The following is a 26,262-nucleotide window of genomic DNA, read 5'->3' on the forward strand; positions in this document are numbered from 1 at the left end:
TAGGCAAGAAAAATAGCGAAATATGGCTTAGACAGCCCCGTCATTGAGACTAGTATGCACTTTCCAGACAACATTCGGGAGAGGCTTCAATGGCATCCGGCAAAACTCTACTTATCACTGGCGTCAGCAGCGGTTTCGGCCGTGCGCTTGCAGCCGAGGCGTTGGCGGCGGGACACAAAGTCGTCGGTACAGTGAGAAGTGCGCAGGCAAAGCATGATTTCGAGGCGCTGTCTGCGAACGCGGCTTTTGGACGTGTACTTGACGTGACCGACTTCGACGCCGTTGGCGGCATCGTGGCGGAGATTGAGGCGACCGTCGGACCGGTTGACGTTCTGGTCAACAACGCCGGTTACGGACACGAAGGCATCATGGAAGAATCGCCTTTGTCCGAGATGCGTAGACAGTTCGATGTGAATGTGTTCGGCGCTGTCGCCATGATGAAAGCCGTGCTGCCCTTCATGCGCGAACGCAGACGTGGCCACATTCTGAATATCACGTCGATGGGCGGCTACATCACCATGCCGGGCATCACGTACTACTGCGGAAGCAAGTTCGCGCTGGAGGGCATTTCCGAGGCGCTCGGCAAAGAGGTCAAGCCTTTCGGCATCGCCGTCACAGCCGTCGCACCCGGCTCGTTCCGCACCGATTGGGCGGGTCGTTCGATGACGCGAACACCCCGTTCGATTGCGGATTACGACGCTATCTTCGACCCCATTCGCACAGCGCGTGAGGAGAAGAGCGGCAAGCAACTGGGCGATCCTCAAAAGGCGGCACGCGCGATGCTCGCCGCAATCGCCGCGGATTGCCCACCCACGCATCTTTTACTCGGTAGCGATGCACTCGGGCTCGTGAGAGGTAAGTTGTCCGCATTGGAAAATGAGATCCGCGACTGGGAGTCTGTCACGGTCTCAACCGATGGCTGAAGACCGCTGGAGTCGGGCGCAATCGCAACTAGCGCTGCGATCGGGTCGTGTGCGGTTTGGCTCGGCGAGTTTTTTGTGCAGGTTCACTGCGAGCCGGTTCTACCGGATTTTGCGCCGCCGTTGCCATGATCCATTCTTTGAATGCAAGGACGGCGTCATCGTCCGCGCGATCGGTATTCACGACCAAGGTGTAGTCCGGTCCGCGCAACACCGGCTCCGATATCGGGCACACGAGACGCCCGGTTGCGATCTCGCGCTCGATAAGTGGCAGCGACGCCAATGTCACGCCGAGGCCTTCGGCCGCTGCGCCCAGCTGGAGAAAAACGTGGTCGAAGTCGAGATGATGGGCACCCTGCAGGCCTGGCGCACCGGCCCCCCGTAACCAGTCGGACCAGGCAGTGCGCGTGCTCGTGGAATGAAGGAGCGTGTGATTTCGCAGGTCGGCGACCGTCCTGATCGGGTGGCTTAGCAGCACCGCTGGATTGCAGGCGGGCAGGCGCAAATCGGGCATCAGCGTCGTTGACACGAGGCCTGTCGCCTCCTCGGGTCCCGACCGCACGCCGACGTCAAATGCACCGCCGACATAGCGCAACTTGCGTGAGGTTGTGGAGAGCCGCACATCAATGTCTGGGTAGCGAGCCCGGAAATCCGCCAGGCGCGGTATTAGCCAGCATAAAGAGAAGCTTGCCAGCGCATTTACGCGCACCACTCCGGTGATACGGCGCGTAATGGATTCCTGACGCAGCCGGGTAACCGAACTGCCCAGGCGCGCAAATGCACCTTTGACGTCGTTGAGCAGAGCAGCGCCTTCGTCAGTAGGAACGACGCCGCGTGAACGGCGCTCAAAGAGCGGAACGCCGAACCAGTCTTCCAGCAAGCGAATCTGTTTGCCGACCGCCCAGTGCGTGACGTGCAGGTCGCTCGCCGCAGCCGCGAAACTCCCCAGGCGGGCGACCGCCTCAAAGTGCCGCAACGCATTTAAGGGAGGCAACTTTTCCGCGTCTTTCCCCGCTCGTTTGTCTGTGTCCATATGGTGACTTTTTCTCCCGGCTGACTCAATTTTACGTCAGTTGTGGCGCGTTCTTGACGAACCTAGACTATGGGTGTCCCGCAACAAATGCTCAAGCTTTCGTCAAGGCCTGCGCTTCTGCGATTCAGTTGAACCATGAGACTTTTCTCCTTCTCCTCCCCAACGACAGGCATAGCCGACGGACCCGGTCAGTCGACCTCCGTATCACGCACGCGCGTATTGTGGCTCTCGTGTACGGCGCACGCGCTGCACGACGGGTACACCGACATGATCTACGCGTTGCTTCCCGTTTGGCAGGCGGACTTTGGACTCAGTTTCGGTGCCTTGGCCATGTTGCGCGGCATCTATGCGGGCACGATGGCGACGCTGCAATTACCCGCTGGACGCCTCGCGCGCACATTGGGCACGCGCGCGACGCTGGCTTTCGGCACCTTTCTGGCCGCGCTGGGCTATGCCGTCGCAGGCCTGTCTGGAAGCCTGCTGGGCTTATGCGTTGCGCTCGCCATCTCGGGAAGCGGCTCGAGCACGCAACATCCGCTGGCTTCAGGCGCGGTCTCACGCGCGTATGGACGCAACGCTCGAGGGCCGCTCAGCATCTACAATTTCTCAGGCGACCTCGGCAAATCCGCGCTTCCCGCGGCTATCTCGCTTCTGATTACCATCATGCCGTGGCGCCATGCGCTTTGGGCCGTGTCGACGATCGGCGTTTTAGTCGCAGTCGTGATTGCACTTTTTCTCCCATCGATACCGAGAGACGAGTCTTCTCTGGAGGAAACGTCGAGCCGGAACAGCAACGGTTCGCGATCGGGCTTCTCACTGCTGTTCACGATCGGCGTACTCGACACAGCCGTGCGCATGGGGTTGTTGACCTTCCTGCCATTCCTCCTGAAAACGAAAGGCATCTCGCAACCGATGATGGGCACGGCGCTCGCACTCGTCTTCATCGGTGGCGCCGCCGGCAAGTTTGTTTGTGGCTGGCTCGGCGCGCGCGTGGGGGTGATCGGCACTGTGCTCGCAACCGAAGGCGGCACGGCAGCATTGATCCTTGCCGTGATTTACCTGCCACTGGCGCCCGCCATGATCTTGTTGCCACTGCTTGGCGTGATGCTCAACGGCACATCGTCTGTTCTTTATGGCACGGTGCCTGAACTGACTTCGGTCGAGCGTACCGAGCGAGCGTTTGCGCTCTTTTATACGGGTACCATTGCTTCGGGGGCACTTTCTCCGATTGTTTACGGTTTTCTGGGCGATCGAATCGGCGTAGACGGTGCCACCATTGCGACTGCGATCACAGCGCTGACCATCTTCCCCCTGGCGCTTGCCCTTCGTCCTCGTCTGCGCACGACGTGAGCTCGCCAGCGACGCACTCCGCTGTTATTCGGCTCGCCCAGGATGCATTTTTTTCACCATCACGTGGAGACTCACCAGATGAACACTGTTCCGCAGGCGCCGTTGATTCTGATAACGGGTGGAAGCCGCGGCGTAGGGGCGGCGACTGCACGGCTTGCTGCCGCACAGGGTTACGACGTAGCGATAAGCTTCGTCTCCGACGAATCCGCTGCCCTTGCGGTGGCGGCCGATGTGGAAGCTGCCGGGCGCCGGGCTTTACCGGTGCGCGCAGACAGCGCAGATCCCGAGCAGGTCGCTCAGCTATTCGCCGCGATCGACCAGACGTTCGGCCGGATCGATGTGCTCGTGAATAACGCCGCGATAATTGCGCGGCAGTCCCGGCTGGAGGATCTCGAATTCGAGCGGATGCAGCGTGTCTTCGCGGTCAACGCGATAGGCCCTATCCTCTGCGCACAGCAGGCGGTGAAGCGGATGTCGCGTCGTTACAATGGCCGCGGCGGCGTGGTGATCAACATCTCGTCGGCATCGGCACGGCTTGGCAGTCCAAACGAATATGTCGACTATGCGGCCTCGAAGGGGGCGCTCGAGACATTCACCATCGGCTTCGCCAAGGAAGTCGCGCGGGATGGCATACGCGTCAACTGCATTCGCCCTGGGCATATCTACACCGACATGCATGCTAGCGGCGGAGAGCCGGGACGAGTCGATCGCGTCAAAGACTCGATCCCGATGGGGCGAGGCGGTCAACCTGAAGAGGTTGCGCAGGCGATTCTATGGTTGGCAAGCGCCGAGGCGTCCTTCATCACCGGCACCTTCCTCGATGTCACTGGCGGCAAGTGAGCGACAGGATGCGGCGCTGAACTTCCCGAAACGCTGTCGTGGACACTGTGCGTGAACGCACCCGCGACCTACGACGTCATCACTCGCCCTTAGCAACTACCGGATGCGAAATCGACGTCTTTGCTCTCGATGACCCCGCCAGTGCGGCCCGGTGCCCGCTGATTGCTCCAGTACAGATTGGTGTGCCTGATGACGGCATCCGGCGGCGGCGCGCCCCATTGTGTCAGGTCTTCAGTCGTATGGGCATCGCCGACCAGAAGCGCGTCATAGCCGCGTACGATTGCGCCATGCAGTGTCGAGCGGACGCACATGTCCGTCTGTGCACCCGTCACGATGAGTTTGCCCACGCTCAGGCTCGATAGCACCTGTTCGAGATCGGTGGCTTCAAACGCATCGCGATAACTTTTCTCGACGATCGCTTCCCCCGCTGCCGGAACCAGTTCGGCAACGATCTGCCACGCTTCGCTACCGGCTTTCAGACCTTCGTCGGCGTGACGGATCCAGACGACCGGCACCTTGGCGCTGCGCGCCCGCGCAATGAGCGTGTTGACTGTGTCGAGCACCTCATCACGCCGATATGCTTTCGCGACGACTTCATTCTGAAGGTCGATAACGACAAGCGCGGTGTTGGGGCGATCGGCTAACGTAGTCATGAGCAGGTAGCTTCCGGAAAAAGAAAGTATCTTAGCCGGATCTGCTGCCGGTAAGACGACGGCTTCAAGCAAGAGAGTGGCGAAGGACGGGCGGCGATTGATCTGGAAACACCGGCAGCGGAGACTATATAGTTTGCAACCGGAAGCTCGGAGCATGATAGCTGAACGTTCGCCCGACGCTGGCGGGTGACATATTGTGAACGGCCGCTTTGGCGGCGCGCCGGAAGACCTCTGACCATCTCTGACCATGAAAGAAAGGAGAGACCTCATGCCGAGCCCTGAGCGAGTGCAGCCGGCTACGCTTATCGACTATGTCTGGCGCGTGGTGCTTCGCCTCGGATTCCGGCTTGCTCGCGCGTGGTGGCACCTCCGGCGGCCTCGCCACGAGGGAGCGCTAGTAGCGATCTACGTCGGGCGGGCGCTGTTGCTGGTGAAGTCATCGTACCGGGCCGAATGGAATTTGCCCGGCGGCAGTGTCCGGCCCGGTGAAACACCCGATGCTGCCGCGCAGCGCGAAATGGAGGAGGAGATTGGTCTCCCGTCGCACCCGTCGCACCCGTCGCACCCATTGCGCCCCGCGGGCACCGTCTGCGGCTCCTGGGACGGAAGACGAGACCAGGTGCACTTCTTTGAACTGCACCTCGATTGCATGCCCGAGCTGCGGCTCGATAATCGTGAGATTGTCGCCGCGCGTCTGGCATCGCCGGAGGAATTGCACGGCATCGCGCTGACTGAGCCGGTCGCGGCGTATCTCCGCAAAGATCTCTGCCGTTAGTTGGGCCTGACTATACAGCGCTGCTGAAGAAGATCGACGTCCCCACGCTGATCCTCACTCCCGAGGAAGACAGGCTGATCGGCGAAGAGGCCGCGGGAATTCTCCTGAAGGGCATAAAGGGTTCGCAGGAAGTCATCATGCCGCGCACCGGCCACATGTTCCGGTTCTCACATCCTGGCGCCTACTCTCTCGAGATCAGGAAGTTTCTGGAGCGGGCATCGCTTTAAGCGTATGCGCACTGCCGTGGACACCCGTTCCAGGTACGATAGCGACCGGGCATGTACAGTCCTTATCAGAGCAGAGCCAGCGCCATGCTCAGCGTTGATCATTCAAGTGGACCGCAGGCAACACCGGCGGATTCAAACTCATCGAGATTGCTGCGTGAGCATCAGGTTCAGGTTCTGAACCGCTGCGCCGGATGCGCCTTTACCGAGATTATCGAAAACCGCGGACAACAGGACGTGCCCGTGCTCCATGTTAGGAAACACGCTTAGGCGCATATCGTTAGTACCGTTCAACGCTTGCGGATCCAGTTGCTTCAAGGCGCACGATTCGTGCAGCGGCAAGACATGTACATGAGCCGCCTCGGCATAGTGGCGTGCAAGGCACGCGTGTAACGTAGCGCCATCCACGCCGGGGGCCAGCAGCCGTAAATCCAGGGGCACTGTCAGCACGATGCCCTGGCGGAACGAACCGTACGCAGGGACGAAGATCGGGCGCTGCATGAGCCCGGCGTGCTGCTGGATCTCCGGGGTGTGCTTGTGCGCGAGTTCCAGGCCATACACCAGGTATGAAGACGCGTTGACGGCATCGTGCCCCTCGTGCTCTTCCACGCCGGCGCGCCCACGTCCGGAGTAGCCGGACACCGCATGAATGCTGACGGGGTAGCTGCTAGGAATGAGCCCGGCCTGCAACAGCGGACGCAGCAAGCCAATTGCGCCGGTCGGATAGCAACCGGGATTGGTCACCCGGCGTGCGTTCGCAATGCGCTCAGCCTGTCCCGCCGCCATTTCCGGAAAGCCGTATGTCCAGCCCGGCTGCGTGCGGTGGGCGGAACTTGCGTCGATGACTCTCACGGCGGGATTAACGATGGCGTCCACCGCCTCGCGTGCGGCGGCGTCAGGCAAGCAGAGGATGGCGATGTCGCAGGCGTTGATGGCCTCTGCGCGACGCCGCGGATCTTTGCGTTCCGCGGCGGGAAGCGTGAGCAGTTTCAGATCGTTCCGGTTGCGCAGCCGTTCGTGGATTTGCAACCCGGTGGTGCCTTGGTCGCCGTCGATGAAAACAACGGGTGAGCTCATGCGTGAAATCCTTCGGTGACTGGGTTGTAGTAAGTAGCGCGAGCCCCTATGTTCCATGCACGGTTAGAATAGAGAAAGTTGAATTTCATAACGTGGACATTCAGTTTTTCTGAATCTGGACGCCGACATGCGAGAGATCAGTCTGGACCGCTTGCGCACCCTGGTCGCCATTACCGACCATGGCTCATTTGCCGATGCGGCGCGTGCATTGCATCTGGCGCCGCCAACCGTCAGCCTCCACATCGCTGAACTCGAAGACCGCATTGGGGCTCCACTCCTGTCACGCAAGCGCGGACATGTAAAGCCGTCGGCGATAGGAGAGGTGCTGGTGGAGCGCGCGCGTCGGCTGCTGGCGGACGCGGAGCAGGCGTTAGACGATATTCAACGGCAGGTAGAGGGACTCGAAGGGCGCGCGCGGCTCGGTGCGTCGACCGGTGTGATCGCGCATCTGTTGCCACAAGCGCTTGAGGTGCTGCGCCAGCACCATCCTGCTATCGACATTCAGATTGCGGTGCTCACGTCGCATGAAACGCTGTCACGATTAGTGGACGGCACGCTGGATGTTGGGCTGGTCGCGCTGCCTCAGCCTCCGGTGGCCGGGCTCGTGATCAAGCCTTGGCGCCGCGACCCTGTAATGGCCTTTGTGCCGGCCCATTGGCGCTGTCCCGCCCGCGTCACGCCTGAATGGCTCGCCGCTCAGCCTCTCATCCTCAATGACGCGACCACGCGCCTCTCGCGTCTGACCACGGAGTGGTTCGCGACCGGAGGGCACCATCCTGTGCCGCGCATTCAGCTCAACTACAACGACGCGATCAAGAGTTTGGTAGCGGCAGGTTACGGCGCAGCGCTGTTGCCACACGAGGCTACGACGCCATTGCCCGACAGGCGCATTGTCATGCGTCCGCTGCGCCCGGCGTTGTGGCGCCGGCTCGGCATTGCGCATCGTGCGGGACACGTTGAGCGTTCCACGCAACACGTACTGGATGTGTTGTGGGGGCTGCGATTGGCGTAGGCGTTGCCATTTGCCGCTTCGGTTCGCTTGGGTTCGTTGTCGCTGGGACGATATGACGTTGAGGCGGGTAACCCAGTCGCGTCGAGACTTGCGCGTACGCGTCTACGCTACGCATTGCGTGAGAAACGCTGCCCCAGTTCGCGCAGCCATGTCAGAAAGGTATTGATGGCGGGGTCCTCAAGGCGTGCATTGTGGACGTAGCTGCAGTAGCGCCATGCAGGCAAGGCCGGCCCGTCGAACGGAAACACGAGACGGCCCTCCTCGACATCGAGCGCTACAAGCGCGGTCGGGCCCATCGCAATACCTAAGCCGTCAATAGCGGCCTGCAGGGTCAAATAAAAGTGATCCAGCTGCTGCGAATGACGGGCGGCAAGCTGAGGGTTGCCGCACGCCGCGAGCCATTCGGCCCAAAGGCCCGGATAGGTTGCCGTGTGCAGCAGGGTGTGATGCGCGAGGTCCGACACATGGCGTATCGGATGAGACTCCAACACCTTGGGTGAGCACACCGGCAAGCGGACTTCCGACAGGAATTCGCTAACTACGTACCCTGCCGGTTTCTGCTCGCCGCCGCGAATCGCCACATCGCATTCGTCGCGTAGCCTTTCGATCGGTTCAGCCGAAGTAGTCAGCCGGACTTCCACCGACGGATTGGTCAACTGGAAGTTGGAAAGCTGCGGCAATAGCCATCGCAACGCGAAAGTAGTCGGCGCATTCACCCTGATGATCTGCTGCCGCGTGACCCGGAGCTGTTCATTGGTGGCCAGCGCGATGCGGTCGAGCGCCGCCGATATCTCTGACAGATAAGTGCGCCCCGGTGCGGTCAGTACGACCCTTCGGCCGCGGCGTTCAAACAGGTTGTGTCCGAGCCAGGTTTCCAATTGCGCTACTTGCCGGCTAACGGCCCCGTGCGTGACGCACAGCTCGTCGGCGGCGGCTGAAAAGCTCTCGAGCCTGGCGGCGGCTTCGAAGACGCGCAGTGCGTTTAATGGCGGCAGACGACGTGGCATGGCCGATCTCTATGTGATTTTTCCTGACAAGCATGATGAGTTTATATGCATTTTCGTGAGCACTGTAGTCCCCTATATTCACCTGGTTGGCACCGGATCGGGCTCTCGATCTGTTCAATTAAGTCACCAGGAAGACTACCGTATGTCGAATGTTGTTGTGGTTGGCGCGCAGTGGGGCGATGAGGGGAAAGGCCGGATTGTGGATTGGCTTGCCGAGAAGGCGGACATCGTTGCCCGCTACAACGGTGGCCACAACGCCGGGCATACGCTTGTGGTGGACGGTCAGACGTACAAACTGGCGCTGCTTCCCAGCGGTATCGTGCGCGGCAAGCCTGGTCTGATCGGCAACGGTGTTGCCCTTGACCCGGAGGCGCTGCTTGCGGAGATCGACCGCATGGCCGCGCTGGGCATTCGCGTAACGCCCGAGGTGTTGCAGATCGCCGAGACGGCTACGCTTGTCCTGCCGCTCCACCGTGCGATCGACGCCGCTCAGGAACGCTTGCGCGCCAGGCCGATCGGCACCACGCTACGCGGTATCGGTCCGGCATATGAAGACAAGGTTGGGCGCCGAGGCTTGCGCGTTTGCGATCTCGCAGAACCCGAACTGTTCGCCGAAAAGCTCGATGCACTGCTTGAACACCATAACGCGTGGTTCCGCGGCCTCGGTCTGGAGCCTTTCCAGCGGGACCCGATGTTGAGCGATCTGCTTGCCATGGCGCCGAGAATCTTGCCCTTCGTGGGACGCGTCTGGGAGCAACTCGACAACGCGCATGCCTCGGGCAAGCGCACGCTGTTCGAGGGCTCGCAAGCCGTGATGCTCGACGTGGACTGGGGCAGCTACCCGTATGTGACGTCGTCGAGCACTGTCGCCGCTGGCGCGGCCAGTGGCACCGGCATCGCGCCCTCGTACCTTGGGCAGGTGCTTGGCGTCAGCAAGGTCTATGCAACGCGTGTTGGCGAAGGCCCGTTCACGTCTGAAGTCGACGGAACGCTCGGCGAGGTGCTCCGGCAGCGCGGCGGCGAGTATGGCGTCAACACCGGCCGCCCGCGTCGCTGCGGTTGGCTGGACACAGTGCAACTGCGGCACAGCTGCAAGGTCGCCGGCATCAGCCTGCTGGCGCTGACCAAGCTCGATGTGCTCGATGGCTTCGATTCGATCTACGTGTGCGTAGGCTATGAACTCGACGGGAAGCGCATCGACTACATGCCGTCCACCAACGCCGGGCAGCAACGCCTGCAGCCGGTTCTCAGGCGTTTTGAGGGTTGGGACGGTTCGACCCGGGGTATCCGCTCTTATGGCGATCTGCCGCGCCAGGCCGCGGCGCTGATTGAAGCGATTCAGCAGGAGGTGGGTATTCCGGTGTCAGTGGTCACTACGGGCCCTGAGCGTGACGACGCGATTGTCTTGCGATCTCCGTTTGCGGAAACGGACGGCATGGCAATCTGATCGACTCACGCCAGCGAATTCGATCGGCTTGCCGGACTCTATTGAATCAACTTTCTTTTAGCGGTCGAGTGCCCCAGAACAATACCGCCTCGATCGCGAAAAAGACAACGAGTGGCGCAATCGCCCCCGCTGTCCCCGCGATCTCATACCCAAACCGGCTCGTCACATAAAGCAGCACGATCATGCTGATCGCCATGCCCGGAGCCCCAAGCCCGCGCAGCGCTGCGCTGTGGTGATAGCCGATCCAGAACGCGCCGCGCGCGATGATCCATAGCATGGTCGTCGCCACGACGGCGCGCATGGATGAGCCGTCGGGGCAGTAGGCGGCCAGGCCAAACAGCGCCGCCGCAAACACGATGATCTGCTCCACGGTGTTCTGCAGGTACCGTTGATTGATGCGTAACCTGCGTGTCTCGAAGCCCACCAGCGGATCGAACGCGGGCGAGGTCAATCGTTCGTGCGCCACGGCTTCCACGCCTGTCACCAGACAGAACAACACTGCGGCACAGCAGCATTTCAGCGTCAGCAGCATCCGCGCGCCGAGGGTGTCCATGCCCGGCAGCGGCGACATAAAATGATCGACAGCGAGCCAGAGCCCGGAGGCCAACAGCGAGGCGATCGCGATGCCGGCAATGCCGACGGTACGCTGCCGGCGAAAGTCGGACGCGGGATGAACCGGGGCGGTCATGGATGTTTCCTCCAGGCGTTTTCGTGCAGCGATATTGTGTCATTGCCGTGGCCGATGATACGGCTGCAACCCAAGGAAACTGACGAATGCAGAAAGACGATCGCACCAGGGTAATTTACGGCAGGACGCCGGAATCGGCGGCCATGGTGGCAAACGTCAAACGGGCAACGGCGCTCACCGCCAGACTTAACCGTTTGACGTTCAACGACGCGGACGAAGTTCGGGCCTTGTTCAGCGAACTGATTGGCAAAAAGGTCGACGAGAGCTTTTTGCTGATCCCGCCGTTTTATACGGCCGGCGGAGACGAAATCCGCGTCGGCCGGAATGTCTTCATCAATCAGAACTGCACATTCTATGACCTTGGCGGCCTCGACATCGCAGACGATGTGATGATCGGGCCGAACGTAAGCATCATCACGGCGGGTCATCCCCTTGATCCCTCGCAGCGACGCTCCGTCACCATCGGCGCTCCCATTGTGATCGGAAAGGGTGTGTGGATCGCGGCGGGGGCGACCATTATCGGCGGCGTAACGGTCGGCGAGAATTCGGTCGTCGCGGCCGGGTCGGTCGTCACCAAAGACGTTCCCCCGAATAAGCTTGTTGGGGGCAATCCAGCGCGGGTCATTCGTTCGATTGCTGGCTAAGGGGGCGTCTGTTGAGGCGCACTATGCGAAACGACCGGTTAATTTGGCTCACATACTCGCGAGAATTTCTGCTTTGGTGAACGCTTTAAGACCGGGCTATGCTTGGGGCAGGGCACGCTCGCGCTGTGTAGCGGCGGTCCAACCTAACTTGAGGGAGACGGCATGATCCAACCGGTCGACGTTGGTGCGGTCGCGGGTGGCACGCTCCAGGGTTATTCAAATCAGATTCTGACGAGCGTGAACGACCACGACGTTCATTTGAGCGTCATGGACGGGCCATATTTCTGGCACCTGCATCCCGATTCGGATGAAACATTTCTGGTTATCGAAGGCGTGCTCACCATCGACTTCGACGATGGATCGGTCGACCTGTTGTCCGGCCAGTTGCTTACTGTGCCTGCAGGTATGCGCCATCGCACGCGGCCGCGCGGTGCACGCTCGGTTAATCTGACGGTCGAGAAGACCGATGCGACTACCGTCAGGTGTGAAGCCCCGCGGGGTTGGCCAGCATCGTCCTGAGTTGGCCGTCGGCTAGTGGCGGCCACTCAAAGCGGCTGCTCACGTAGCGCCTGGTCGGTCCTGCTCGGGGTGACGAAACCGCGAGCGAGGAATTTCAGCGATTGCCGCGATCTCGATCACCAGTTCCTGCCGATATAGACGTGCGATCTGGACGGTCGTTGTGACTGGATAGGGCGCGGCAAAAAACTCTTGCCGGATGTCTCCTGTGGTCATGAAGGCCTCGATGTCCGTTGCATAGTGAACCAGCGAAATCACATCTGCCATTTGCCCGCCCATCGGCGCCAGAACGTCACGAATATTCTCCAGAACCTTGCGTACCTGCGCCCGCATGTCGTTTTGCCCGACGACTTGCCCGTGGCGATCGAGTGACACCTGCCCCTTCAGGTGGACGATCTGGCCATCGCCCTGGATGACGGCCATTGAGAATGCGCCGAACGGCGACCAGACATGAGTCGGGTTCACTGCATTTACCATTGCTGAACTCCTATGGCTAGTTGTCCGTAGAAATGATGCCCCACCCAGGATGCGAGTGCCGATTGGCCGCAATGGCGGCAGTTTGGCGCTACTATATTCGCGGCCATGCCTTCAGCCGAATACATGCGAGACACTATATGCATCCCGATCCCCGCCCTGCCATTCTGGCCGACCGTCAAGCTATCGAGGAAATCATTCGAGATGCCTACTCGCCTTATATCCGTCGTATTGGACGGCCGCCGGGACCGATGCTGGATGACTATGAATTCCTGATCGACAAGGGCAGCGTCTATGTTGTCGATCTGGAAGGTACGATACAAGGCATTGTTGTGCTCATCCCGGAACAGGATGCGATGCTGCTGGACAACGTAGCCGTGGCACCTTCCGCCAAGGGGACGGGAATAGGGCGCCGCCTGCTGGAGTTTGCCGAGCGCTCAGCGAGAGCGGCAGGTTACCGTGTCATCCGGCTCTACACTCACGAGACCATGACGGAAAATATCGCGCTGTACTCTCGCATCGGCTATACCGAGACGCACCGGGCCGAGGAAAAAGGCTTGAAACGGGTCTTCATGGTTAAGCATCTGGACTGATCGTTGCTGATGTCTGCCGGTGTTCGGCGTGACCAGATGTCCGGTTTGTGTTCGCGATCCGGCGAGCTTAACGTCAAGCCGGTGGCACCTGCTGGCATTCCGCCTGGAACCAGCGGTCGACCTGGCGCTGTGCCGCCTGCAGATCCCCCGGATAGTATGGGTCGTACCACCTTGACGGGTCATAGCCCGCTTGCCTTAGAGCCGCCAGTTCGCTGCGATTTCGCTCCGGGGTCGGAGGCGCATTGTTCCTGAGTGCGGCCAGGTCGCGGCATTGCAATGTACTCAAATGCGCCGTGCTTTGCGGCACGCCACCCGCCGCGCAGCCAGCGAGCAATATAAGCAACGGAGAAAGCCTCAGCCACTTTCGCGGTTGGTTCTTCATATTACGTCTCACTCCATTCAAGCGACACAAAACAACAGCGGCAAACGGCCAGACGCGGTCTGCTGAACCGGCGAACCCCAGGTCACTCCACGAGCCCAGGTATGCGCCGGAGCAGACGTCGGGCGTCTAGGCGAGCAACTGCAAAGCATCAGCGAGCGACAGCACCGTGGTGCGCGAATCGAATGCGGTGGAAAACAGATGTTCATGCACCACCTGATCCGGGTCGTAGCAGCAATCCTTGACCGTGAACAGTCGGAAGTCTGCGTCGCTCGCATAAGCCACCGACGACAGCATGACGCCGGTCGACGCAATCCCAACCATAATCAACGAATCGATACCTTGTGCGGAAAGCCGTACCTGCAGGTCGGTGCCGAAGAACACGCTGGCGCGATGCGCGATGATGACCGGTTCATGGGCCTGCCGACCCAACTCGGGCGAGATTCGGTCATCGACAAAGAGGCCGAGTTGCCTGATTCCCTGCCCATTCTTGTTCAATGGGCTGACTTCCGGATAGCCCGGGCTGAACCGGAGGTTGGCGAAATAGACGCTGACACCTTTGGCCCGCGCGGCGTCGCATAGTTTGCGCGTATTGGCGAGCAACGCGGGTGCGACCGACGGAAAGAGCCCGAGAATGTCGGTCTGATAATGCATGACGATAAGCGCGGTGTGCGCCGGCGTGATTGCCGCTGGCAACGCTACTGCCTCCATTTAACCGTCTCCTTTCTTCGACACGCGATTCATATTCTCAACCACAGAGCGCTGAGCGTACGCTGAGCGTAGCGAAGCATCCGCGGTCAAAACGACGCTTCGCTGCGGTGGAAATAATACTTCATGTCGTCACGACGGTTAGCCGGCCATAAACAAGCGCGCGGGATGCTCCCATTCTGTTAGGGGCAACGTAGGTTATTAGCGGCGCCGGGATCGCTGTTCCGCGGATTTAGAGGGACCGACTTCATGCAAAGCATCGCCGGAGAAGTATTTTGTTTTGCTGCAACCCTGGCAGCCGAAAGCCGTCATTCAGCGTATATCATCAAGGCTCCGTACGAACCTGAACACGCAGGAGAGCGTCTTGCAGGAAAATCGTCTTTGTCTATACGCCGATACTCAGTTTGCAAGTCCCTACGCCATGTCGGTTTTCGTTGCGCTTACCGAAAAGCGATTGCCGTTTGATCTATTTACAGTAGATCTCGGCACTGATGCCAATCATGAAGCGGGTTATGCAGCCAAATCCTTGACGCAGCGCATTCCCACGTTGGTGCATGGCAACTTTAGCTTGTCGGAGTCGTCGGCAATCACTGAATACCTCGACGATGCATTTCCGGAAACGCCCGTCTATCCACAAGATAAATTTCTTAGGGCCAGGGCACGCCAGGTGCAAGCATGGCTTCGCAGTGACCTGATGCCCATCCGGCAGGAGCGTTCGACGGAGGTTGTGTTCTATGGGGCACAGGGTGCAGCGCTTACTCCTGCAGCCGAGGCTGCGGCACAGAAGCTGTTTTATGCGGCTGAAATCTTGCTTCCCCGAGGTGCGGAGAATCTCTTCGGGGCGTGGAGCATCGCGGATACCGATCTGGCGTTAATGCTGAATCGCCTCATCATGAATGGCGATGCGGTACCTGCCAGGTTAGTTGATTACGCTAAGCGTCAATGGGAAAGAGCGCCCGTGCAAAGATGGGTTAAGTTGGATCGTCCTCCCCTTTGAATGGGCAAAAATTTTTGCGGCGAGCTAGTCTGTATCGGTATGAGTGCCGCGTCATCAAGAAGGAAATTCGTGAAGCGTCGGTCGGCATAGCCTTCTTCGTACCTTTCCACGATTCGCGTGCATTCTGCTTGAGACAGCGCTCGCGTGCCGCGATTCCTCAAACTTTCAGCCAGCGGCGGAGACAGGGTCGCGACGAATACGCCGGCGTCGCGCCGGGCGGCAGCGGCGACAATGCGTGCATAGTCTTCCGCGCGCAGTGGATAGGCGTCCACAAGATCTGTATTGGCGTTGATGATCAACGCCTCGACTCGTAGTCATGCAGCGACACCGAATGGAGAATCCAGATGAACTTCGATTGGCATTCCGGGCATATAACGCGGACCACACTGGTCGACAAGAACTACAGAAATACTCAGAATGTACGTCGTTTTCTGACGCTTGAGTGTGGGCCGGAATTCAGATTCGACCGTGATTTCATGGCATGGATTCGCAATGGGACGCACAAGACCATGGGGGACGTCGCCGATGAATGGTCCCGCCGGCGCTGAAAGCGCGAGGATAGGCTCGGGTATCATCGGGCCTCCGACTGCCGCGTAATGTGAATACGCATCCAGCGTATCGCCGGAGGCCCATCTCACCAGGGAGCCGTGCATGCCCAAGATCGACATCACCGCTGTGCCCGTGCGTAACGGTTCGGGCTATCCATCTCCATTCGACGCGCCCTGTGCCGCGCGAACACGGCGGCGCCTCGGAGAGGCGGGTGGACTTCGCGATTTCGGCCTTAATCTGATGACCTTGCCGCCGGGCAACTGGTCCAGCCAGCGCCACTGGCACAGTCATGAGGACGAGTTCGTCTATGTGCTCGAGGGCGAGGTGACACTTGTGGAGGACGGCGGCGAAACACTATTGCGCGCGGGCGATTGCGCGGCGTTTCCACAAGGCACCGGCAATGGCCATCACCTGATCAACCACTCCTCTGCAATGGCCGTTTATCTGGAGGTGGGGTCGCGCAACCCGAATGATCTCACCACCTGTTCCGATGTCGACATGATGAGTTCCAACGCCGACGGCCGGTTTGTGCACAAAGACGGCACGCCTTATCCCAAGCGATAACCTGATGCGCGATCCATGGCGGCGAGAGGCGGTCCATCGGAAAGCGCCGCATCATCTTCCGCTAGTTCGTTCACTCCCGCTTCGCGCAGAAAATGCGTGATCGTTTCTTCGATCACCGAACTGGCGAGCCCTTGCACGATGAACACGAGCCGTGTTGTGTGATCGTCGTCAGGCCATGCTTCGAGCCGTATCGGTTCATGCAGCAACTGCTGCACGCCATGGAACACAACAGGCCGCGATTCGCCGATGAAATTGCCGATCCCCTTGACCCGCAGGATGCGTTCGCCGTGATAGCCGAGCAATACCGTCAGCGCGGTTTCGAACGGCTGCATAGGCAATGCCTGCGAGTAGGTCAGGCAGAAACTGTCGATGTCCGGATGAGCCGCACGTGACGCCGCTGCGCCACGCATCAGCAACTTGCGTGGCGAAGGCTCGGCGCGCAACCAGGGCCGCAACGCACGCGGCGTGAGAATATCGAGCAGTTGCTGTGCTTCAATCTCGCCGTTGCGCACCGGGATGCGCGTCGCACCCGGATTCAGCGCTTCAAGCGCCGCTTCGAGTTCGGCAAGCGCGGGCGCATCGACCAGTTCGGCCTTTGTCAGCAACAGCCGGTCCGCGACCGCCACCTGCTGACGCGACTCCTCATGCCGGGCAAGTTGCGCGGCGCCGTGTTTCGCATCCACGGTCGTCACGATGCCGTCGAGCTGCAAACGACCTTCAAGCGCCGGGTCGCCGAGCAGCAGCGAGATCACCGGGCCGGGCCGCGCAAGCCCCGTGGTCTCGATCAGAATCCGCTCGAAGGCGGGAATCTCGCCGCGCGCGCGGCGCTCCAGCAGATCGGCCACGGTCGCAGCCAGTTCGTCGCGCACGCCACAACACAGACAGCCGTTTTCCAGCAGCGCGATGGTCTCGTCGCGCGAGGTGCTGACAAACAGATGATCGAGACCGATCGCGCCCAGTTCGTTGATCACCACGGCACAACGGCCCAGCGCCGGTTGCGGCAGCAGGCGATTGAGCAACGTGGTCTTACCCGAACCGAGAAAGCCGGTCAGCAATGTCAGGGGAATCGCGGCGGATTGCATGGTGGCTTGTTCCGGCACTCAGATAACCTGCAGATCTTTTCCGACGATGATCTGTCCGTCGAAATGCTTGCGCGCATCGGCCGCCCACATCTCGTCTGTGATCGCGGGATCGCCACCCGGCACGAAATGGCTCAGCACCAGCGTCTTGACGCCCGCCGCCGCGGCGATCCTGCCGACCTGTTCCGTGGTGGTGTGGCTCTTCATGAGGTGATCGAGCAGCGTCGGCGCGTTGTCGACGGTCTTCATCAGTTTTTCGAGCGCGGGCAGGTACATCACTTCGTGCACCAGTACGTCAGCGCCTTTCGCGAACTCGGCCAGCGCCGGGTAGTAGGTCGTGTCGCCGGAAAAGACGACGGTGCGATCCTTGGTCTCGAAGCGGTAGGCGAAGGCCGGCTTGATCGTGTAGTGATCGACCAGTGTCGAGGTGACACGTACACGCTCGTCTTCCATCACGAGGCGCGGGCCGTCGAATTCATGGATGTTGATCAGTGGCCGGAACGGCGGGCGGCCTTCTTCGCGCATACGTACGTCGAGATCGATCGCGTTCATATCGACAAAGTCGTCGATCATCTTTGTCATGCGCGGCGGCCCGTACAGATTGACCGGCGTGCGCAGACCGGTGGCCCAGGCGAGAAATACGAGGTTGCCGAGGTCGGCGTTGTGATCCGAATGATGGTGAGTCAGGAAGATGTCGCGGATGCCCGGCAGCTTGATGCCCGCCTTGGTCAGTTGCAGCGCGACGCCGTTGCCGCAATCGACCACGTAGGGCTGGCCGTCGACCACCAGCACATTCGCCGGCGCGGCGCGCAGGTCGGACGGTGTCGGGCCGCCCTTGGTGCCGAGCAGGATCAACTGCGTGCCTTTTGCCGAATGGCCCGCGACGGGCGCTGAGCCTGCGGCGTTGGCCGGTGACTGCGCATGGGCGTCCTGCATCCACGGCAGCGCGGCGGTGGTGCCTGCCGTAACGGCGATACGCATGAAATCACGACGGGAGCGGCCGAACGGCTGATCACTCATGGGGCTGTGTCTCCTGAGATTTTTAATGGGGTGCCCGATTCTAGCGCCGGGCGCTGCATCTGCTTGAGCGCTTTAACGAAGCTTAAATCATCATCCCGCCTTTCAGGACGTTTGAAGATACTCGCCCAGGAAGTCGACGAACGTCCTGAGCTTCACCGAGAGCTGGTTGCGTTCCGGATAGATCGCATGGATATTGGCGTCCGGCAACGCCCAATCGTCGAGCAAGGGCACGAGCTCTCCGCGTGCGAGATAGCCATCGATCTCCCACTCGGAGCGCACGACAATGCCGCGTCCTTCGAGTGCCCAGTGGAGCACCGCACCCCCGTCGTTGCTCGACAGTGCCCCGTCGACCTTGATCGTTTCCGTTCGCTTGCCGCGCGAGAGATGCCATGTGCCGTAGGCCGAGTCGTTCTCGCGCAGCACGATGCAAGCATGGCGAGTCAGATCGTGCGGTACTGAAGGCTTGCCATACTGCTCAAGATAAGCCGGCGAAGCGCACACGATACGCCGGTTCTTCAGCAGCAAACGCGCATTGATACGCGCGTCGGGTACCTCGCCGAAGCGGATGGCGACGTCGAAACCTTCGTCTTGCAGGCTCATCGGCCGGTCGGTCAGATGCAACTGGATTTTCATCGCGGGAAAGCGCGCGACGAATTCCGACACCGCCGGCGCAATGCGTGCCCGCCCAAACCCGAACGATGCGTTCACGCGCAGCAGCCCGGTTGGCTCGGCCCGGCTGCGCATCACCAGTTGCTCCAGCTCCGACAGTTCGTCGAGGATGCGCGAGCCGTTCGAGAGGTAAAGCTCGCCCTCCGGCGTGAGGGAGAGGCGTCGCGTGGTGCGATTCATCAGCCGCACGCCAAGGCGCCGCTCCAGTTGCGCGAGCCGCTTGCTGACGGCGGGCGGCGTCACACCCAACTCGCGTGCCGCAGCGGCAAGATTGCGATGCCGCGCCACGAGCGCGAACAGATTCAGATCTGAGAAGCCGTCCATTGCCCCACTCCTTCATGCTGCTTGATTCGTTCCTGAAAGTTACGATCGAATTGCTTTCGCGGAAACCCAATCGTCTATTTCATCAATTAGACTTCAAGCAACATCGGGAGGCAAGCATGTTCGAAGGTTTTACGGACGCGTCGGCATATGTCGACGGCATCAGGATTCACGCAATCAAGGGCGGCAGCGGCCCCGCGCTTTTGCTGTTGCACGGCCATCCGCAAACGCACGCAATCTGGCACAAGGTTGCGCCCGCGCTCGCCGGGCATTTCACTGTGATTGCGGCGGATTTACGCGGCTACGGCGACAGCGGCAAGCCGCAAGGCACCGCCGATCATGCCAACTACTCGAAGCGCCGCATGGCGCTCGACCAGGTCGAACTCATGCGCAGCCTTGGCTTCGCCTCGTTCGCGGTGATCGGCCACGACCGGGGCGGACGTGTCGCCGCGCGCATGGCGCTCGATCACCCGGATGTCGTGACGTGCCTCGTCACGCTCGACGTCGCGCCGACGCTGGCGATGTATGAGAAGACCTCGTTCGAGTTCGCGCGCGCCTACTGGCACTGGTTCATGCTGATACGCCCCGCGCCGTTCCCGGAAACACTGATTCGCGCGGATCCGGACCTATACCTCAAGCAGACGATGGGCGCGCGCAGCGCGGGTCTTGCGCCGTTCACCGCGGCGGCTTACGCGGAATATCTGCGCTGCGTGTCCGATCCCGACACTGCGCACGGTATCTGCGAGGACTACCGCGCGAGCGTGACGATCGATCTCGAGCACGACCGCGCAACGCTGGCTGCGCAACAGCAGATCGCCTGCCCGTTTATGGCGCTATGGGGCGCGGACGGCGTGATCGAGAAATGCTTCGACCCGCTCGCGGAATGGCGGCCATATGCGCCCCACGTGCAAGGCCAGGCGCTGTCTTGCGGCCACTACATCGCGGAAGAGGCCCCGCAGCTCCTGCTGGAGCACATACTGCCTTTCCTCACCACCCTGGCAATCACGGCCTGAGCGCGCTGACTCGCCACCGGCCTCAGGATGAACACCATGTCGAAACGAACCCTCTATCAGAAGCTTGTCGATTCGCACCTCGTGTCGCGAATCGATGAACAGAACGTGCTGCTGTACGTCGATCTCCATCTGATGAACGAGTACACCAGTCCGCAAGCGTTCAGCGCGCTCGACGCGCGCGGGCGGAGCGTGCGCCGGCCGCGTCAGCAGATGGCTGTCGTGAGCCATATCATTCCCACGCACGCCGAATCGCCGCGGGTGATTCGCGACGCCGCGTCGCTGCTGCAAGCGCAAAACCTCGCACGCAACTGCGAGCGCGCCGGCATCCGGCTGTTCGCGGCCGACGACCCACTGCAGGGCATCGAGCATATCGTCGCGCCCGAACTCGGACTGATCCGCCCGGGCATGGTCGTGCTGTGCGGCGATAGCCACACCACCACGTATGGCGCGCTTGGCGCGCTCGGGTTCGGCATCGGCACCTCGGAAGTCGAGCATGTGCTGGCGACGCAAACGCTCGTCTACCGGGTGGCGCAGACCATGCGTATCACGATCGACGGCGCGTTGCCGTACGGCACTTCGTCGAAGGATGTGGTCATCTGGCTGATCAGCCAGATCGGCGCCCAGGGTGCGCGCGGCTATGCCGTCGAGTTCAGCGGGTCGACCATCGCGTCGCTCTCCGCCGAGGCGCGCATGACGTTGTGCAACATGACCGTTGAAGCGGGCGCACGCGCCGCGCTGATCGCGCCTGATCAGACCACCTTCGATTACGTGCGTGCCCACACGCCTTCGCTCGATCACACGGCCTGGCAAAACGCGCTCGACGACTGGCGCAACCTGTATTCCGACGCCGATGCCAGCTTCGACGCCGAGTACCGCTTCGACGCGCACGACATCGCGCCGTTTGTCACCTGGGGCACGAGCCCCGATCAGGCCGTTGCGATCGACCAGCCCATTCCCGACGAATCGATGCAAGCGACACCCGAGGCCGCCGCATCGCTGCGCCGCGCGCTCGACTACATGGGGCTGTCCGCGCGGCAAGCGCTGACGGGTACGCACATCGACCGCGTGTTCATCGGTTCGTGCACCAACGGGCGTATTGAGGATTTGCGCACGGTCGCCGCGCTCGTGCGAGGCAAGCACGTTGCCTACGGCGTGCGCGCGATGGTTGTGCCGGGGTCGGGGAGCGTGCGCCGCATTGCCGAACAGGAAGGCATTGCGCAGACGCTGATCGATGCGGGCTTCGAATGGCGTGAGCCGGGCTGCTCGATGTGTCTCGCGATGAACGACGACGTGCTAGAAGCCGGCGAACGCTGCGCTTCGACAACCAACCGCAATTTCGAGGGCCGTCAGGGACGTGGTGGCCGCACGCACCTGATGAGCCCGGCAATGGCGGCCGCGGCGGCATTGACCGGCTGCATCACCGATGTCCGCACTCTGGAGACACAAGCACCATGACGCGACTCACCACCATCGAAGGCAGCGCTGTGCCGCTGCCGATCGACAACCTCGACACCGACCAGATCATGCCCAAGCAGTTTCTGCGCATTATCGACAAGGCGGGTCTCGCGGACGGCCTGTTATACGACCTGCGTTTCGACGAACATGGCGCGCCGCGCGCCGATTGCGTGCTCAACCAGCCCCGCTACGCGAATGCGCGTGTCCTGATTGCCGGCTCCAATTTCGGTTGCGGATCGAGCCGCGAACATGCGGTATGGGGCTTGCAGCAGTACGGCGTTCAGGCGGTGATCGCGCCGAGCTTCGCGGAGATTTTCTATTCGAACGCGATGAACAACAGGCTGCTGCTCGTGCAACTGGAGCGCGGCGTTGTCGATGCCTTGTTGCGCGACGCGAGCGACGCTCCCGCCACATCGCTCTCAATCGATCTCGAACGACAGACGGTGACGTCTGCCTCGGGGCATGTGTACCCGTATCCCATCGGCACACGCCACAAACGCATGGTGATCGAAGGCATGGATACCGTCGATCTCACCTTGGCTTGCGTCGCCGAGATCGAGGCATTCGAACGCGAGCATTTTGTCCGGCATCCCTGGGCACAGGTGATGTGACCGCCTGGCCGTCGCGCTGTCATATGAAGCGCGGCGGCAGCCCCTGACACTATCCGAATCGCCGATTACCTTCCAGGCAGAGAAGGGAACGGACCTGCTTTGCCCAAAAAACGGAGGAGACGAATGAACAACCCCCACACTCACTTTCGTTCGCTGCCCCCTAACGGAGGCATCATGAACACCCGCAAACCTTTCTACACGATTCTGTACGTGCAGGTGCTGTTCGCCATCGCTGCGGGCGTGCTGCTCGGCCACTTTGCGCCGCACGCGGCTATTGCGTTCAAACCGCTCGGCGATCTGTTCATCAAGCTCGTGCGCATGATCATCGGCCCGGTGATTTTCTGCACGGTCGTCACTGGCATAGCGGGTATGCAGGACATGAAGAAGGTCGGGCGCGTCGGCGGCAAGGCGCTCCTGTACTTCGAGCTTGCGTCGACGTTCGCGCTGGCAATCGGCTTGCTCGCCGCGCACGTGCTCGCGCCCGGCAAAGGCTTCAACGTCAATCCGGCGACGCTCGACACCAGCGCCGTGGCGAGCTACGCCCAGCAGGCGACGCATGGCGACGGCATTGCCGGTTTCATCATGCATATGGTGCCCGAGACCTTCCTCGGCGCGCTCGTGCAAGGCGACATCCTGCCCGTGCTGCTCATCGCGATGCTGTTCGGCACCGCGCTCGCGCTGATGGGCGAGAGCGCGGCCTCCGTGACTGGTCTGATCGAGTCGTTGTCGAAGGCGTTCTTCCGCATCGTGCGAATGATCACGAGTCTCGCGCCGATCGGTGCATTCGGTGCGATGGCGTTTACGATCGGCCGCTACGGCATTGAGTCGCTATTGCCGATGCTCAAGCTGATCGGCACGTTCTATCTGACCTCGTTCCTGTTCGTCGCGATCGTGCTGGGCTCTGTCGCGCGACTATGCGGCTTCAGCCTCTGGCGTTTCCTCGCATGCATCCGCGATGAACTGCTGATCGTGCTCGGCACCTCGACGTCGGAGGCGGCGTTGCCGCAACTGATGGACAAGCTCGAACGGCTGGGCTGTCCGCGCGGCATCGTGGGGCTTGTTGTGCCGACGGGCTACTCGTTCAACCTCGACGGCACCAATATCTACATGACGCTAGCCGTGTTGTTCCTCGCGCAAGCCACCAATACGCATCTCACGCTCGCGCAGGAAATCACGTTGCTGCTCGTCACGATGCTGACGTCGAAAGGGTCGACCGGCGTGACAGGCGCGGGTTTCATCACGCTGGCCGCGAGCCTTTCCGCGGTTCCGACCGTGCCGGTTACCGCGATGGTGTTGATCCTTGGCATCGATCGTTTCATGTCCGAGTGCCGGGCACTGACCAACATCGTCGGCAACGGCGTGGCGTCGATTGTGGTGTCGGCCTGGGAAGGCAGCCTGGATCGCAAGAAGCTCGCAATCGAGTTGAACGCCAGCCAGGCAGATGCCGGCATCGTCGAGACGGAATCCATTCGGGAATGAAGGGCGTAGCGTCGATTTCCTGGCGTGGAGTTGAAATTCTCGACAGCGGGGTAGGTTGGCGATACGATCACTGGGCGCGTCGGGCGCACCGCGACCACATACACAAGGCCGCTTCTGGGAGACCAGCGAGCACGCGCCATGCAAACCGGCGTCTGTCGAATCGGCTCCGGCGCACGCGTGTGCGGATCGCTATCTTTCGCTTTAGCGGGTGCCTACGTCAATAATGAATCTGTCAAAACCAGTCAGAGGGCGATCGCTTCATCATGTGCTGACCCGCTGGCCTGGACCCGTGGCGACGATCTCGCTCGCCCAACTGTTTGGCACGTCGCTGTGGTTCAGCGCTAACAGCGCTGCCGCCGACCTGATGCGTGCATGGCATATCGGCGCGTCGGACATCGGTTTGCTGACGAGTGCGGTGCAATTGGGTTTCATCCTCGGCACGTTGACCCTGTCGTTGACCGGTTGCGCGGACCGTTTTCGCGCAAGCGCGATTTTCGTGTGCAGTGCGTTCGCGGGCGCTGCGTTCAACGCGGGGTTCGCATGGCTTTCCTCAGGGTTGGTTTCGGCGGCCATATTCCGCTTTCTGGTTGGCGTGTCGCTCGCCGGCATCTACCCGTTGGGAATGAAACTGATCCTAAGCTGGGCACCCGAGCGTGCGGGCGCAGCGCTCGCTCAACTGGTCGGCATGCTGACGCTCGGCACGGCATTGCCGCATGGCCTGCGGTTCATCGGCACGAACCTGCCGTGGCGGGAGGTCATTCTTGCTTCGTCGATTCTCGCGCTGGGCGGCGCCGCGCTGATCCATCTGCTTGGCGACGGTCCACATCTGAAGACGCTTGCGGCCACGCGTGAGAAAACGCGCGACGGTGGCCGCGGCGTGTTGTCCGCGTTTCGCCTGCCACAGTTCCGTGCGGCGGCTTTCGGCTATTTCGGTCACATGTGGGAGTTGTATGCGTTCTGGACCGTGGTGCCGCTCTATGTCGCGAAAGCCGCGCTCGCGCAGCACTTCCATCTCGGCGGCGTGTCGGGATTGTCGTTTCTGATCATCGGTTGCGGTGCACTGGGGTGTGTTGTCGGCGGCGCGCTCTCGCGCCGTATCGGCAGCGCTCGCGTCGCGGCGGCCGCACTGGCATTGTCAGGCTTGTGCAGTGTGGTGTTCGTGTGCGGCTGGCGCGCGCTGCCCGCGGGCGTGCTACTCACCGTGCTGCTTGTCTGGGGCGCGACGGTCATTGCCGACTCGCCGCAGTTTTCGGCGCTCTCGGCGAAAGCGTGTCCGCGAGAGTGGGTGGGCAGTGCGCTCGCCATTCAGAATTCGATCGGTTTCTCGCTCACTGTGGTGTCGATTGCGCTCGCCACTGCGCTGTTCGAACGCCTCGGCCTCGATTCCGCATGGCTGCTGCTGCCCGGTCCGCTATTGGGTTTGTGGGGATTCTGGCCCGCACTCAGGTGGGCTGGCAGGTCGGTGGACTGAACGGCACGCGAAGCTCAAAGCCTGGAGTCTGTGCCCGCGCAGAGTTCAAAAGAGGCGCAACGTGCGCTGAGCAGAAAATCATTCCTCGCAGCGCACATCCTTCGTTCGCACATCGATAATCACCGGGTATGTCCCGTGGTCGAGTTCCACGCGCGCCACCACGGCCGTCGTCTCGTTGTCGATATCGTCGTACACGCTGACCTTTTCATTCCGAAGATTGGTGACACCGGTACAGCCCGATGCGCGACCTTCATCCGAGACCTTGCATTGAATCGGGTTGTCGGCGAGGTAACGATATTTGTCTCGATCCGGCGTCGCAATGTATTCGCGGAAGCTCTGTTCCGCGCCCCCGACACCGGTGACATACCCAATGGCGCACTGCAATTTTGGGGTAGCGGTGCTTCCGGATGTCTGGGCTATCGCGGCCGGACTGGCGGCCGCGATAACCACTGCGAATGTCGATGCACGAAGGAGTCTCATGGCGCAAATTACCGTTTCGGCTAGAAGTGCTGGATTGTAATGGCATCTTGCCCAGCGGGTGCAAAAGCGGGTGCGCCCGCGAGTGCGGCAGCGGGGCGATTGTCGGCATGCAGCGTGGCCCGCCGACTCGTAGAGTGCAGGTTCACTCTGGATCAAGTTCTGGATTCCGCCGGAGACAAGCCGCCCGTGCGGCCAAAAATTAAGCTGGGAACAC

General features: G+C 61.2%; 29 protein-coding genes. 17 read left to right on the forward strand and 12 right to left on the reverse strand.

Annotated features, from left to right (window positions below; genetic code table 11):
* Positions 1-89 precede the first annotated feature (89 nt).
* Entirely contained in the window at positions 90-923 is an 834-nt protein-coding gene (locus AC57B6_RS11960) for an oxidoreductase (protein WP_496421403.1), read from the forward strand.
* 28 nt (positions 924-951) lie between these two features.
* Here AC57B6_RS11960 and AC57B6_RS11965 read toward each other — a convergent pair whose 3' ends face one another.
* Positions 952-1,953 (reverse strand): LysR substrate-binding domain-containing protein, encoded by a 1,002-nt coding sequence (locus tag AC57B6_RS11965; RefSeq protein ID WP_496421404.1) that lies wholly within the window; start codon positions 1,951-1,953, stop codon positions 952-954.
* Positions 1,954-2,088: 135 nt separating this feature from the next.
* On the opposite strand from AC57B6_RS11965, the gene AC57B6_RS11970 reads away from it, so the two are divergent.
* Both AC57B6_RS11970 and AC57B6_RS11975 read left to right on the forward strand, forming a co-directional pair.
* Positions 2,089-3,303 (forward strand): MFS transporter, encoded by a 1,215-nt coding sequence (locus AC57B6_RS11970; RefSeq protein WP_496421405.1) that lies wholly within the window; start codon positions 2,089-2,091, stop codon positions 3,301-3,303.
* Between the two features lie 78 nt (positions 3,304-3,381).
* Complete coding sequence (locus AC57B6_RS11975; protein WP_046572220.1) at positions 3,382-4,143, forward strand: glucose 1-dehydrogenase; 762 nt, start codon at positions 3,382-3,384, stop codon at positions 4,141-4,143.
* 89 nt (positions 4,144-4,232) lie between these two features.
* Here AC57B6_RS11975 and AC57B6_RS11980 read toward each other — a convergent pair whose 3' ends face one another.
* Positions 4,233-4,796, reverse strand: coding sequence for an isochorismatase family protein (locus tag AC57B6_RS11980; protein ID WP_496421406.1), 564 nt, complete (start codon positions 4,794-4,796; stop codon positions 4,233-4,235).
* 268 nt (positions 4,797-5,064) lie between these two features.
* Here AC57B6_RS11980 and AC57B6_RS11985 point away from each other — a divergent pair, with 268 nt between their 5' ends.
* Positions 5,065-5,571: an NUDIX domain-containing protein gene (locus AC57B6_RS11985; RefSeq protein ID WP_046573175.1), complete on the forward strand. Its 507-nt coding sequence runs from the start codon at positions 5,065-5,067 to the stop codon at positions 5,569-5,571.
* A gap of 365 nt (positions 5,572-5,936) precedes the next feature.
* Here AC57B6_RS11985 and argC read toward each other — a convergent pair whose 3' ends face one another.
* Positions 5,937-6,872, reverse strand: coding sequence for an N-acetyl-gamma-glutamyl-phosphate reductase (gene argC / locus AC57B6_RS11990; RefSeq protein WP_496421407.1), 936 nt, complete (start codon positions 6,870-6,872; stop codon positions 5,937-5,939).
* 127 nt (positions 6,873-6,999) lie between these two features.
* Here argC and AC57B6_RS11995 point away from each other — a divergent pair, with 127 nt between their 5' ends.
* Positions 7,000-7,884: a LysR family transcriptional regulator gene (locus AC57B6_RS11995; RefSeq protein WP_106355806.1), complete on the forward strand. Its 885-nt coding sequence runs from the start codon at positions 7,000-7,002 to the stop codon at positions 7,882-7,884.
* Positions 7,885-7,991: 107 nt separating this feature from the next.
* On the opposite strand, the gene gcvA is transcribed toward AC57B6_RS11995, so the two are convergent.
* Positions 7,992-8,891, reverse strand: a complete 900-nt coding sequence (gene gcvA, locus AC57B6_RS12000) for a transcriptional regulator GcvA (protein WP_028195773.1) — start codon at positions 8,889-8,891, stop codon at positions 7,992-7,994.
* A 142-nt stretch (positions 8,892-9,033) separates the two neighbouring features.
* On the opposite strand from gcvA, the gene AC57B6_RS12005 reads away from it, so the two are divergent.
* The gene (locus tag AC57B6_RS12005; protein ID WP_496421408.1) at positions 9,034-10,338 is read left to right on the forward strand and encodes an adenylosuccinate synthase; all 1,305 of its coding nucleotides are present in this window, start codon (positions 9,034-9,036) and stop codon (positions 10,336-10,338) included.
* Between the two features lie 46 nt (positions 10,339-10,384).
* Here the strand turns inward: AC57B6_RS12005 and AC57B6_RS12010 are convergent, their stop codons facing one another.
* Positions 10,385-11,026: an MAPEG family protein gene (locus tag AC57B6_RS12010; RefSeq protein WP_496421409.1), complete on the reverse strand. Its 642-nt coding sequence runs from the start codon at positions 11,024-11,026 to the stop codon at positions 10,385-10,387.
* A gap of 86 nt (positions 11,027-11,112) precedes the next feature.
* On the opposite strand from AC57B6_RS12010, the gene AC57B6_RS12015 reads away from it, so the two are divergent.
* Positions 11,113-11,670 (forward strand): sugar O-acetyltransferase, encoded by a 558-nt coding sequence (locus tag AC57B6_RS12015; protein WP_178370671.1) that lies wholly within the window; start codon positions 11,113-11,115, stop codon positions 11,668-11,670.
* Positions 11,671-11,832: 162 nt separating this feature from the next.
* Complete coding sequence (locus AC57B6_RS12020; RefSeq protein WP_028195770.1) at positions 11,833-12,189, forward strand: cupin domain-containing protein; 357 nt, start codon at positions 11,833-11,835, stop codon at positions 12,187-12,189.
* Between the two features lie 39 nt (positions 12,190-12,228).
* Here the strand turns inward: AC57B6_RS12020 and AC57B6_RS12025 are convergent, their stop codons facing one another.
* Positions 12,229-12,663, reverse strand: coding sequence for a RidA family protein (locus AC57B6_RS12025; RefSeq protein WP_496421410.1), 435 nt, complete (start codon positions 12,661-12,663; stop codon positions 12,229-12,231).
* 137 nt (positions 12,664-12,800) lie between these two features.
* Between AC57B6_RS12025 and AC57B6_RS12030 the strand changes: the two genes are divergently transcribed.
* Positions 12,801-13,253 carry a GNAT family N-acetyltransferase gene (locus AC57B6_RS12030; RefSeq protein ID WP_496421411.1) on the forward strand — a complete coding sequence of 151 codons (453 nt, stop codon included), beginning with the start codon at positions 12,801-12,803 and terminating at the stop codon, positions 13,251-13,253.
* Positions 13,254-13,326: 73 nt separating this feature from the next.
* On the opposite strand, the gene AC57B6_RS12035 is transcribed toward AC57B6_RS12030, so the two are convergent.
* Both AC57B6_RS12035 and AC57B6_RS12040 read right to left on the reverse strand, forming a co-directional pair.
* Positions 13,327-13,635, reverse strand: coding sequence for a DUF4148 domain-containing protein (locus tag AC57B6_RS12035; RefSeq protein ID WP_408328603.1), 309 nt, complete (start codon positions 13,633-13,635; stop codon positions 13,327-13,329).
* Positions 13,636-13,761: 126 nt separating this feature from the next.
* The gene (locus AC57B6_RS12040) at positions 13,762-14,343 is read right to left on the reverse strand and encodes a cysteine hydrolase family protein (RefSeq protein WP_216752483.1); all 582 of its coding nucleotides are present in this window, start codon (positions 14,341-14,343) and stop codon (positions 13,762-13,764) included.
* Positions 14,344-14,704: 361 nt separating this feature from the next.
* Here AC57B6_RS12040 and yfcF point away from each other — a divergent pair, with 361 nt between their 5' ends.
* The 3 genes from yfcF to AC57B6_RS12055 all read left to right on the forward strand — a co-directional run bounded on the left by yfcF (position 14,705) and on the right by AC57B6_RS12055 (position 16,450).
* Entirely contained in the window at positions 14,705-15,337 is a 633-nt protein-coding gene (gene yfcF / locus AC57B6_RS12045) for a glutathione transferase (RefSeq protein WP_082094561.1), read from the forward strand.
* 344 nt (positions 15,338-15,681) lie between these two features.
* Positions 15,682-15,885: a DUF6434 domain-containing protein gene (locus tag AC57B6_RS12050; RefSeq protein WP_082094474.1), complete on the forward strand. Its 204-nt coding sequence runs from the start codon at positions 15,682-15,684 to the stop codon at positions 15,883-15,885.
* A gap of 103 nt (positions 15,886-15,988) precedes the next feature.
* A complete protein-coding gene (locus tag AC57B6_RS12055; protein ID WP_046572231.1) occupies positions 15,989-16,450 on the forward strand; it encodes a cupin domain-containing protein in 462 nt (153 codons plus the stop codon).
* On the opposite strand, the gene AC57B6_RS12060 is transcribed toward AC57B6_RS12055, so the two are convergent.
* The 3 genes from AC57B6_RS12060 to AC57B6_RS12070 form a co-directional block, all read right to left on the reverse strand.
* Positions 16,435-17,532 (reverse strand): CobW family GTP-binding protein, encoded by a 1,098-nt coding sequence (locus tag AC57B6_RS12060; RefSeq protein WP_496421412.1) that lies wholly within the window; start codon positions 17,530-17,532, stop codon positions 16,435-16,437. The two genes, AC57B6_RS12055 and AC57B6_RS12060, sit on opposite strands and share 16 nt — an antisense overlap.
* An 18-nt stretch (positions 17,533-17,550) precedes the next feature.
* Positions 17,551-18,510, reverse strand: coding sequence for an MBL fold metallo-hydrolase (locus AC57B6_RS12065; RefSeq protein ID WP_144193092.1), 960 nt, complete (start codon positions 18,508-18,510; stop codon positions 17,551-17,553).
* 141 nt (positions 18,511-18,651) lie between these two features.
* Complete coding sequence (locus AC57B6_RS12070) at positions 18,652-19,542, reverse strand: LysR family transcriptional regulator (protein ID WP_496421413.1); 891 nt, start codon at positions 19,540-19,542, stop codon at positions 18,652-18,654.
* Between the two features lie 116 nt (positions 19,543-19,658).
* On the opposite strand from AC57B6_RS12070, the gene AC57B6_RS12075 reads away from it, so the two are divergent.
* The 5 genes from AC57B6_RS12075 (at position 19,659) to AC57B6_RS12095 (ending at position 25,568) form a co-directional block, all read left to right on the forward strand.
* Positions 19,659-20,552 carry an alpha/beta fold hydrolase gene (locus AC57B6_RS12075; protein ID WP_178370673.1) on the forward strand — a complete coding sequence of 298 codons (894 nt, stop codon included), beginning with the start codon at positions 19,659-19,661 and terminating at the stop codon, positions 20,550-20,552.
* Positions 20,553-20,588: 36 nt separating this feature from the next.
* Entirely contained in the window at positions 20,589-22,007 is a 1,419-nt protein-coding gene (gene leuC / locus AC57B6_RS12080; RefSeq protein WP_496421414.1) for a 3-isopropylmalate dehydratase large subunit, read from the forward strand.
* A complete protein-coding gene (leuD, locus tag AC57B6_RS12085) occupies positions 22,004-22,618 on the forward strand; it encodes a 3-isopropylmalate dehydratase small subunit (RefSeq protein ID WP_216752487.1) in 615 nt (204 codons plus the stop codon). Before leuC ends, leuD begins: the two co-directional genes overlap by 4 nt.
* Positions 22,619-22,792: 174 nt before the next feature.
* Entirely contained in the window at positions 22,793-24,097 is a 1,305-nt protein-coding gene (locus tag AC57B6_RS12090) for a dicarboxylate/amino acid:cation symporter (protein ID WP_496421415.1), read from the forward strand.
* A 223-nt stretch (positions 24,098-24,320) separates the two neighbouring features.
* Positions 24,321-25,568 (forward strand): MFS transporter, encoded by a 1,248-nt coding sequence (locus tag AC57B6_RS12095; protein WP_178370677.1) that lies wholly within the window; start codon positions 24,321-24,323, stop codon positions 25,566-25,568.
* Between the two features lie 78 nt (positions 25,569-25,646).
* Here the strand turns inward: AC57B6_RS12095 and AC57B6_RS12100 are convergent, their stop codons facing one another.
* Positions 25,647-26,048: a hypothetical protein gene (locus AC57B6_RS12100; protein WP_028195759.1), complete on the reverse strand. Its 402-nt coding sequence runs from the start codon at positions 26,046-26,048 to the stop codon at positions 25,647-25,649.
* Between the last annotated feature and the right edge of the window lie 214 nt (positions 26,049-26,262).

The organism is Paraburkholderia sp. BGA-UO-ETr-F12, from assembly GCF_059567945.1.

Excerpts from the sequence above, each read along its gene's own strand:
- AC57B6_RS12070 (WP_496421413.1), bottom strand. The coding sequence starts at position 19,542 with ATGGACGGCTTCTCAGATCTGAATCTGTTCGCGCTCGTGGCGCGGCAT.
- leuD (WP_216752487.1), top strand. The coding sequence starts at position 22,004 with ATGACGCGACTCACCACCATCGAAGGCAGCGCTGTGCCGCTGCCGATC.
- leuC (WP_496421414.1), top strand. The coding sequence starts at position 20,589 with ATGTCGAAACGAACCCTCTATCAGAAGCTTGTCGATTCGCACCTCGTG.
- AC57B6_RS12035 (WP_408328603.1), bottom strand. The coding sequence starts at position 13,635 with ATGAAGAACCAACCGCGAAAGTGGCTGAGGCTTTCTCCGTTGCTTATA.
- AC57B6_RS12095 (WP_178370677.1), top strand. The coding sequence starts at position 24,321 with ATGAATCTGTCAAAACCAGTCAGAGGGCGATCGCTTCATCATGTGCTG.
- AC57B6_RS12015 (WP_178370671.1), top strand. The coding sequence starts at position 11,113 with ATGCAGAAAGACGATCGCACCAGGGTAATTTACGGCAGGACGCCGGAA.
- AC57B6_RS11995 (WP_106355806.1), top strand. The coding sequence starts at position 7,000 with ATGCGAGAGATCAGTCTGGACCGCTTGCGCACCCTGGTCGCCATTACC.
- AC57B6_RS12060 (WP_496421412.1), bottom strand. The coding sequence starts at position 17,532 with ATGCAATCCGCCGCGATTCCCCTGACATTGCTGACCGGCTTTCTCGGT.
- AC57B6_RS11965 (WP_496421404.1), bottom strand. The coding sequence starts at position 1,953 with ATGGACACAGACAAACGAGCGGGGAAAGACGCGGAAAAGTTGCCTCCC.
- AC57B6_RS11970 (WP_496421405.1), top strand. The coding sequence starts at position 2,089 with ATGAGACTTTTCTCCTTCTCCTCCCCAACGACAGGCATAGCCGACGGA.
- AC57B6_RS12055 (WP_046572231.1), top strand. The coding sequence starts at position 15,989 with ATGCCCAAGATCGACATCACCGCTGTGCCCGTGCGTAACGGTTCGGGC.
- AC57B6_RS11980 (WP_496421406.1), bottom strand. The coding sequence starts at position 4,796 with ATGACTACGTTAGCCGATCGCCCCAACACCGCGCTTGTCGTTATCGAC.
- AC57B6_RS12030 (WP_496421411.1), top strand. The coding sequence starts at position 12,801 with ATGCATCCCGATCCCCGCCCTGCCATTCTGGCCGACCGTCAAGCTATC.
- AC57B6_RS11975 (WP_046572220.1), top strand. The coding sequence starts at position 3,382 with ATGAACACTGTTCCGCAGGCGCCGTTGATTCTGATAACGGGTGGAAGC.
- AC57B6_RS12040 (WP_216752483.1), bottom strand. The coding sequence starts at position 14,343 with ATGGAGGCAGTAGCGTTGCCAGCGGCAATCACGCCGGCGCACACCGCG.
- AC57B6_RS12090 (WP_496421415.1), top strand. The coding sequence starts at position 22,793 with ATGAACACCCGCAAACCTTTCTACACGATTCTGTACGTGCAGGTGCTG.
- AC57B6_RS12010 (WP_496421409.1), bottom strand. The coding sequence starts at position 11,026 with ATGACCGCCCCGGTTCATCCCGCGTCCGACTTTCGCCGGCAGCGTACC.
- AC57B6_RS12075 (WP_178370673.1), top strand. The coding sequence starts at position 19,659 with ATGTTCGAAGGTTTTACGGACGCGTCGGCATATGTCGACGGCATCAGG.
- AC57B6_RS12025 (WP_496421410.1), bottom strand. The coding sequence starts at position 12,663 with ATGGTAAATGCAGTGAACCCGACTCATGTCTGGTCGCCGTTCGGCGCA.
- AC57B6_RS11985 (WP_046573175.1), top strand. The coding sequence starts at position 5,065 with ATGCCGAGCCCTGAGCGAGTGCAGCCGGCTACGCTTATCGACTATGTC.
- argC (WP_496421407.1), bottom strand. The coding sequence starts at position 6,872 with ATGAGCTCACCCGTTGTTTTCATCGACGGCGACCAAGGCACCACCGGG.
- AC57B6_RS12065 (WP_144193092.1), bottom strand. The coding sequence starts at position 18,510 with ATGCGTATCGCCGTTACGGCAGGCACCACCGCCGCGCTGCCGTGGATG.
- AC57B6_RS12005 (WP_496421408.1), top strand. The coding sequence starts at position 9,034 with ATGTCGAATGTTGTTGTGGTTGGCGCGCAGTGGGGCGATGAGGGGAAA.
- AC57B6_RS12050 (WP_082094474.1), top strand. The coding sequence starts at position 15,682 with ATGAACTTCGATTGGCATTCCGGGCATATAACGCGGACCACACTGGTC.
- gcvA (WP_028195773.1), bottom strand. The coding sequence starts at position 8,891 with ATGCCACGTCGTCTGCCGCCATTAAACGCACTGCGCGTCTTCGAAGCC.
- AC57B6_RS12020 (WP_028195770.1), top strand. The coding sequence starts at position 11,833 with ATGATCCAACCGGTCGACGTTGGTGCGGTCGCGGGTGGCACGCTCCAG.
- AC57B6_RS12100 (WP_028195759.1), bottom strand. The coding sequence starts at position 26,048 with ATGAGACTCCTTCGTGCATCGACATTCGCAGTGGTTATCGCGGCCGCC.
- AC57B6_RS11960 (WP_496421403.1), top strand. The coding sequence starts at position 90 with ATGGCATCCGGCAAAACTCTACTTATCACTGGCGTCAGCAGCGGTTTC.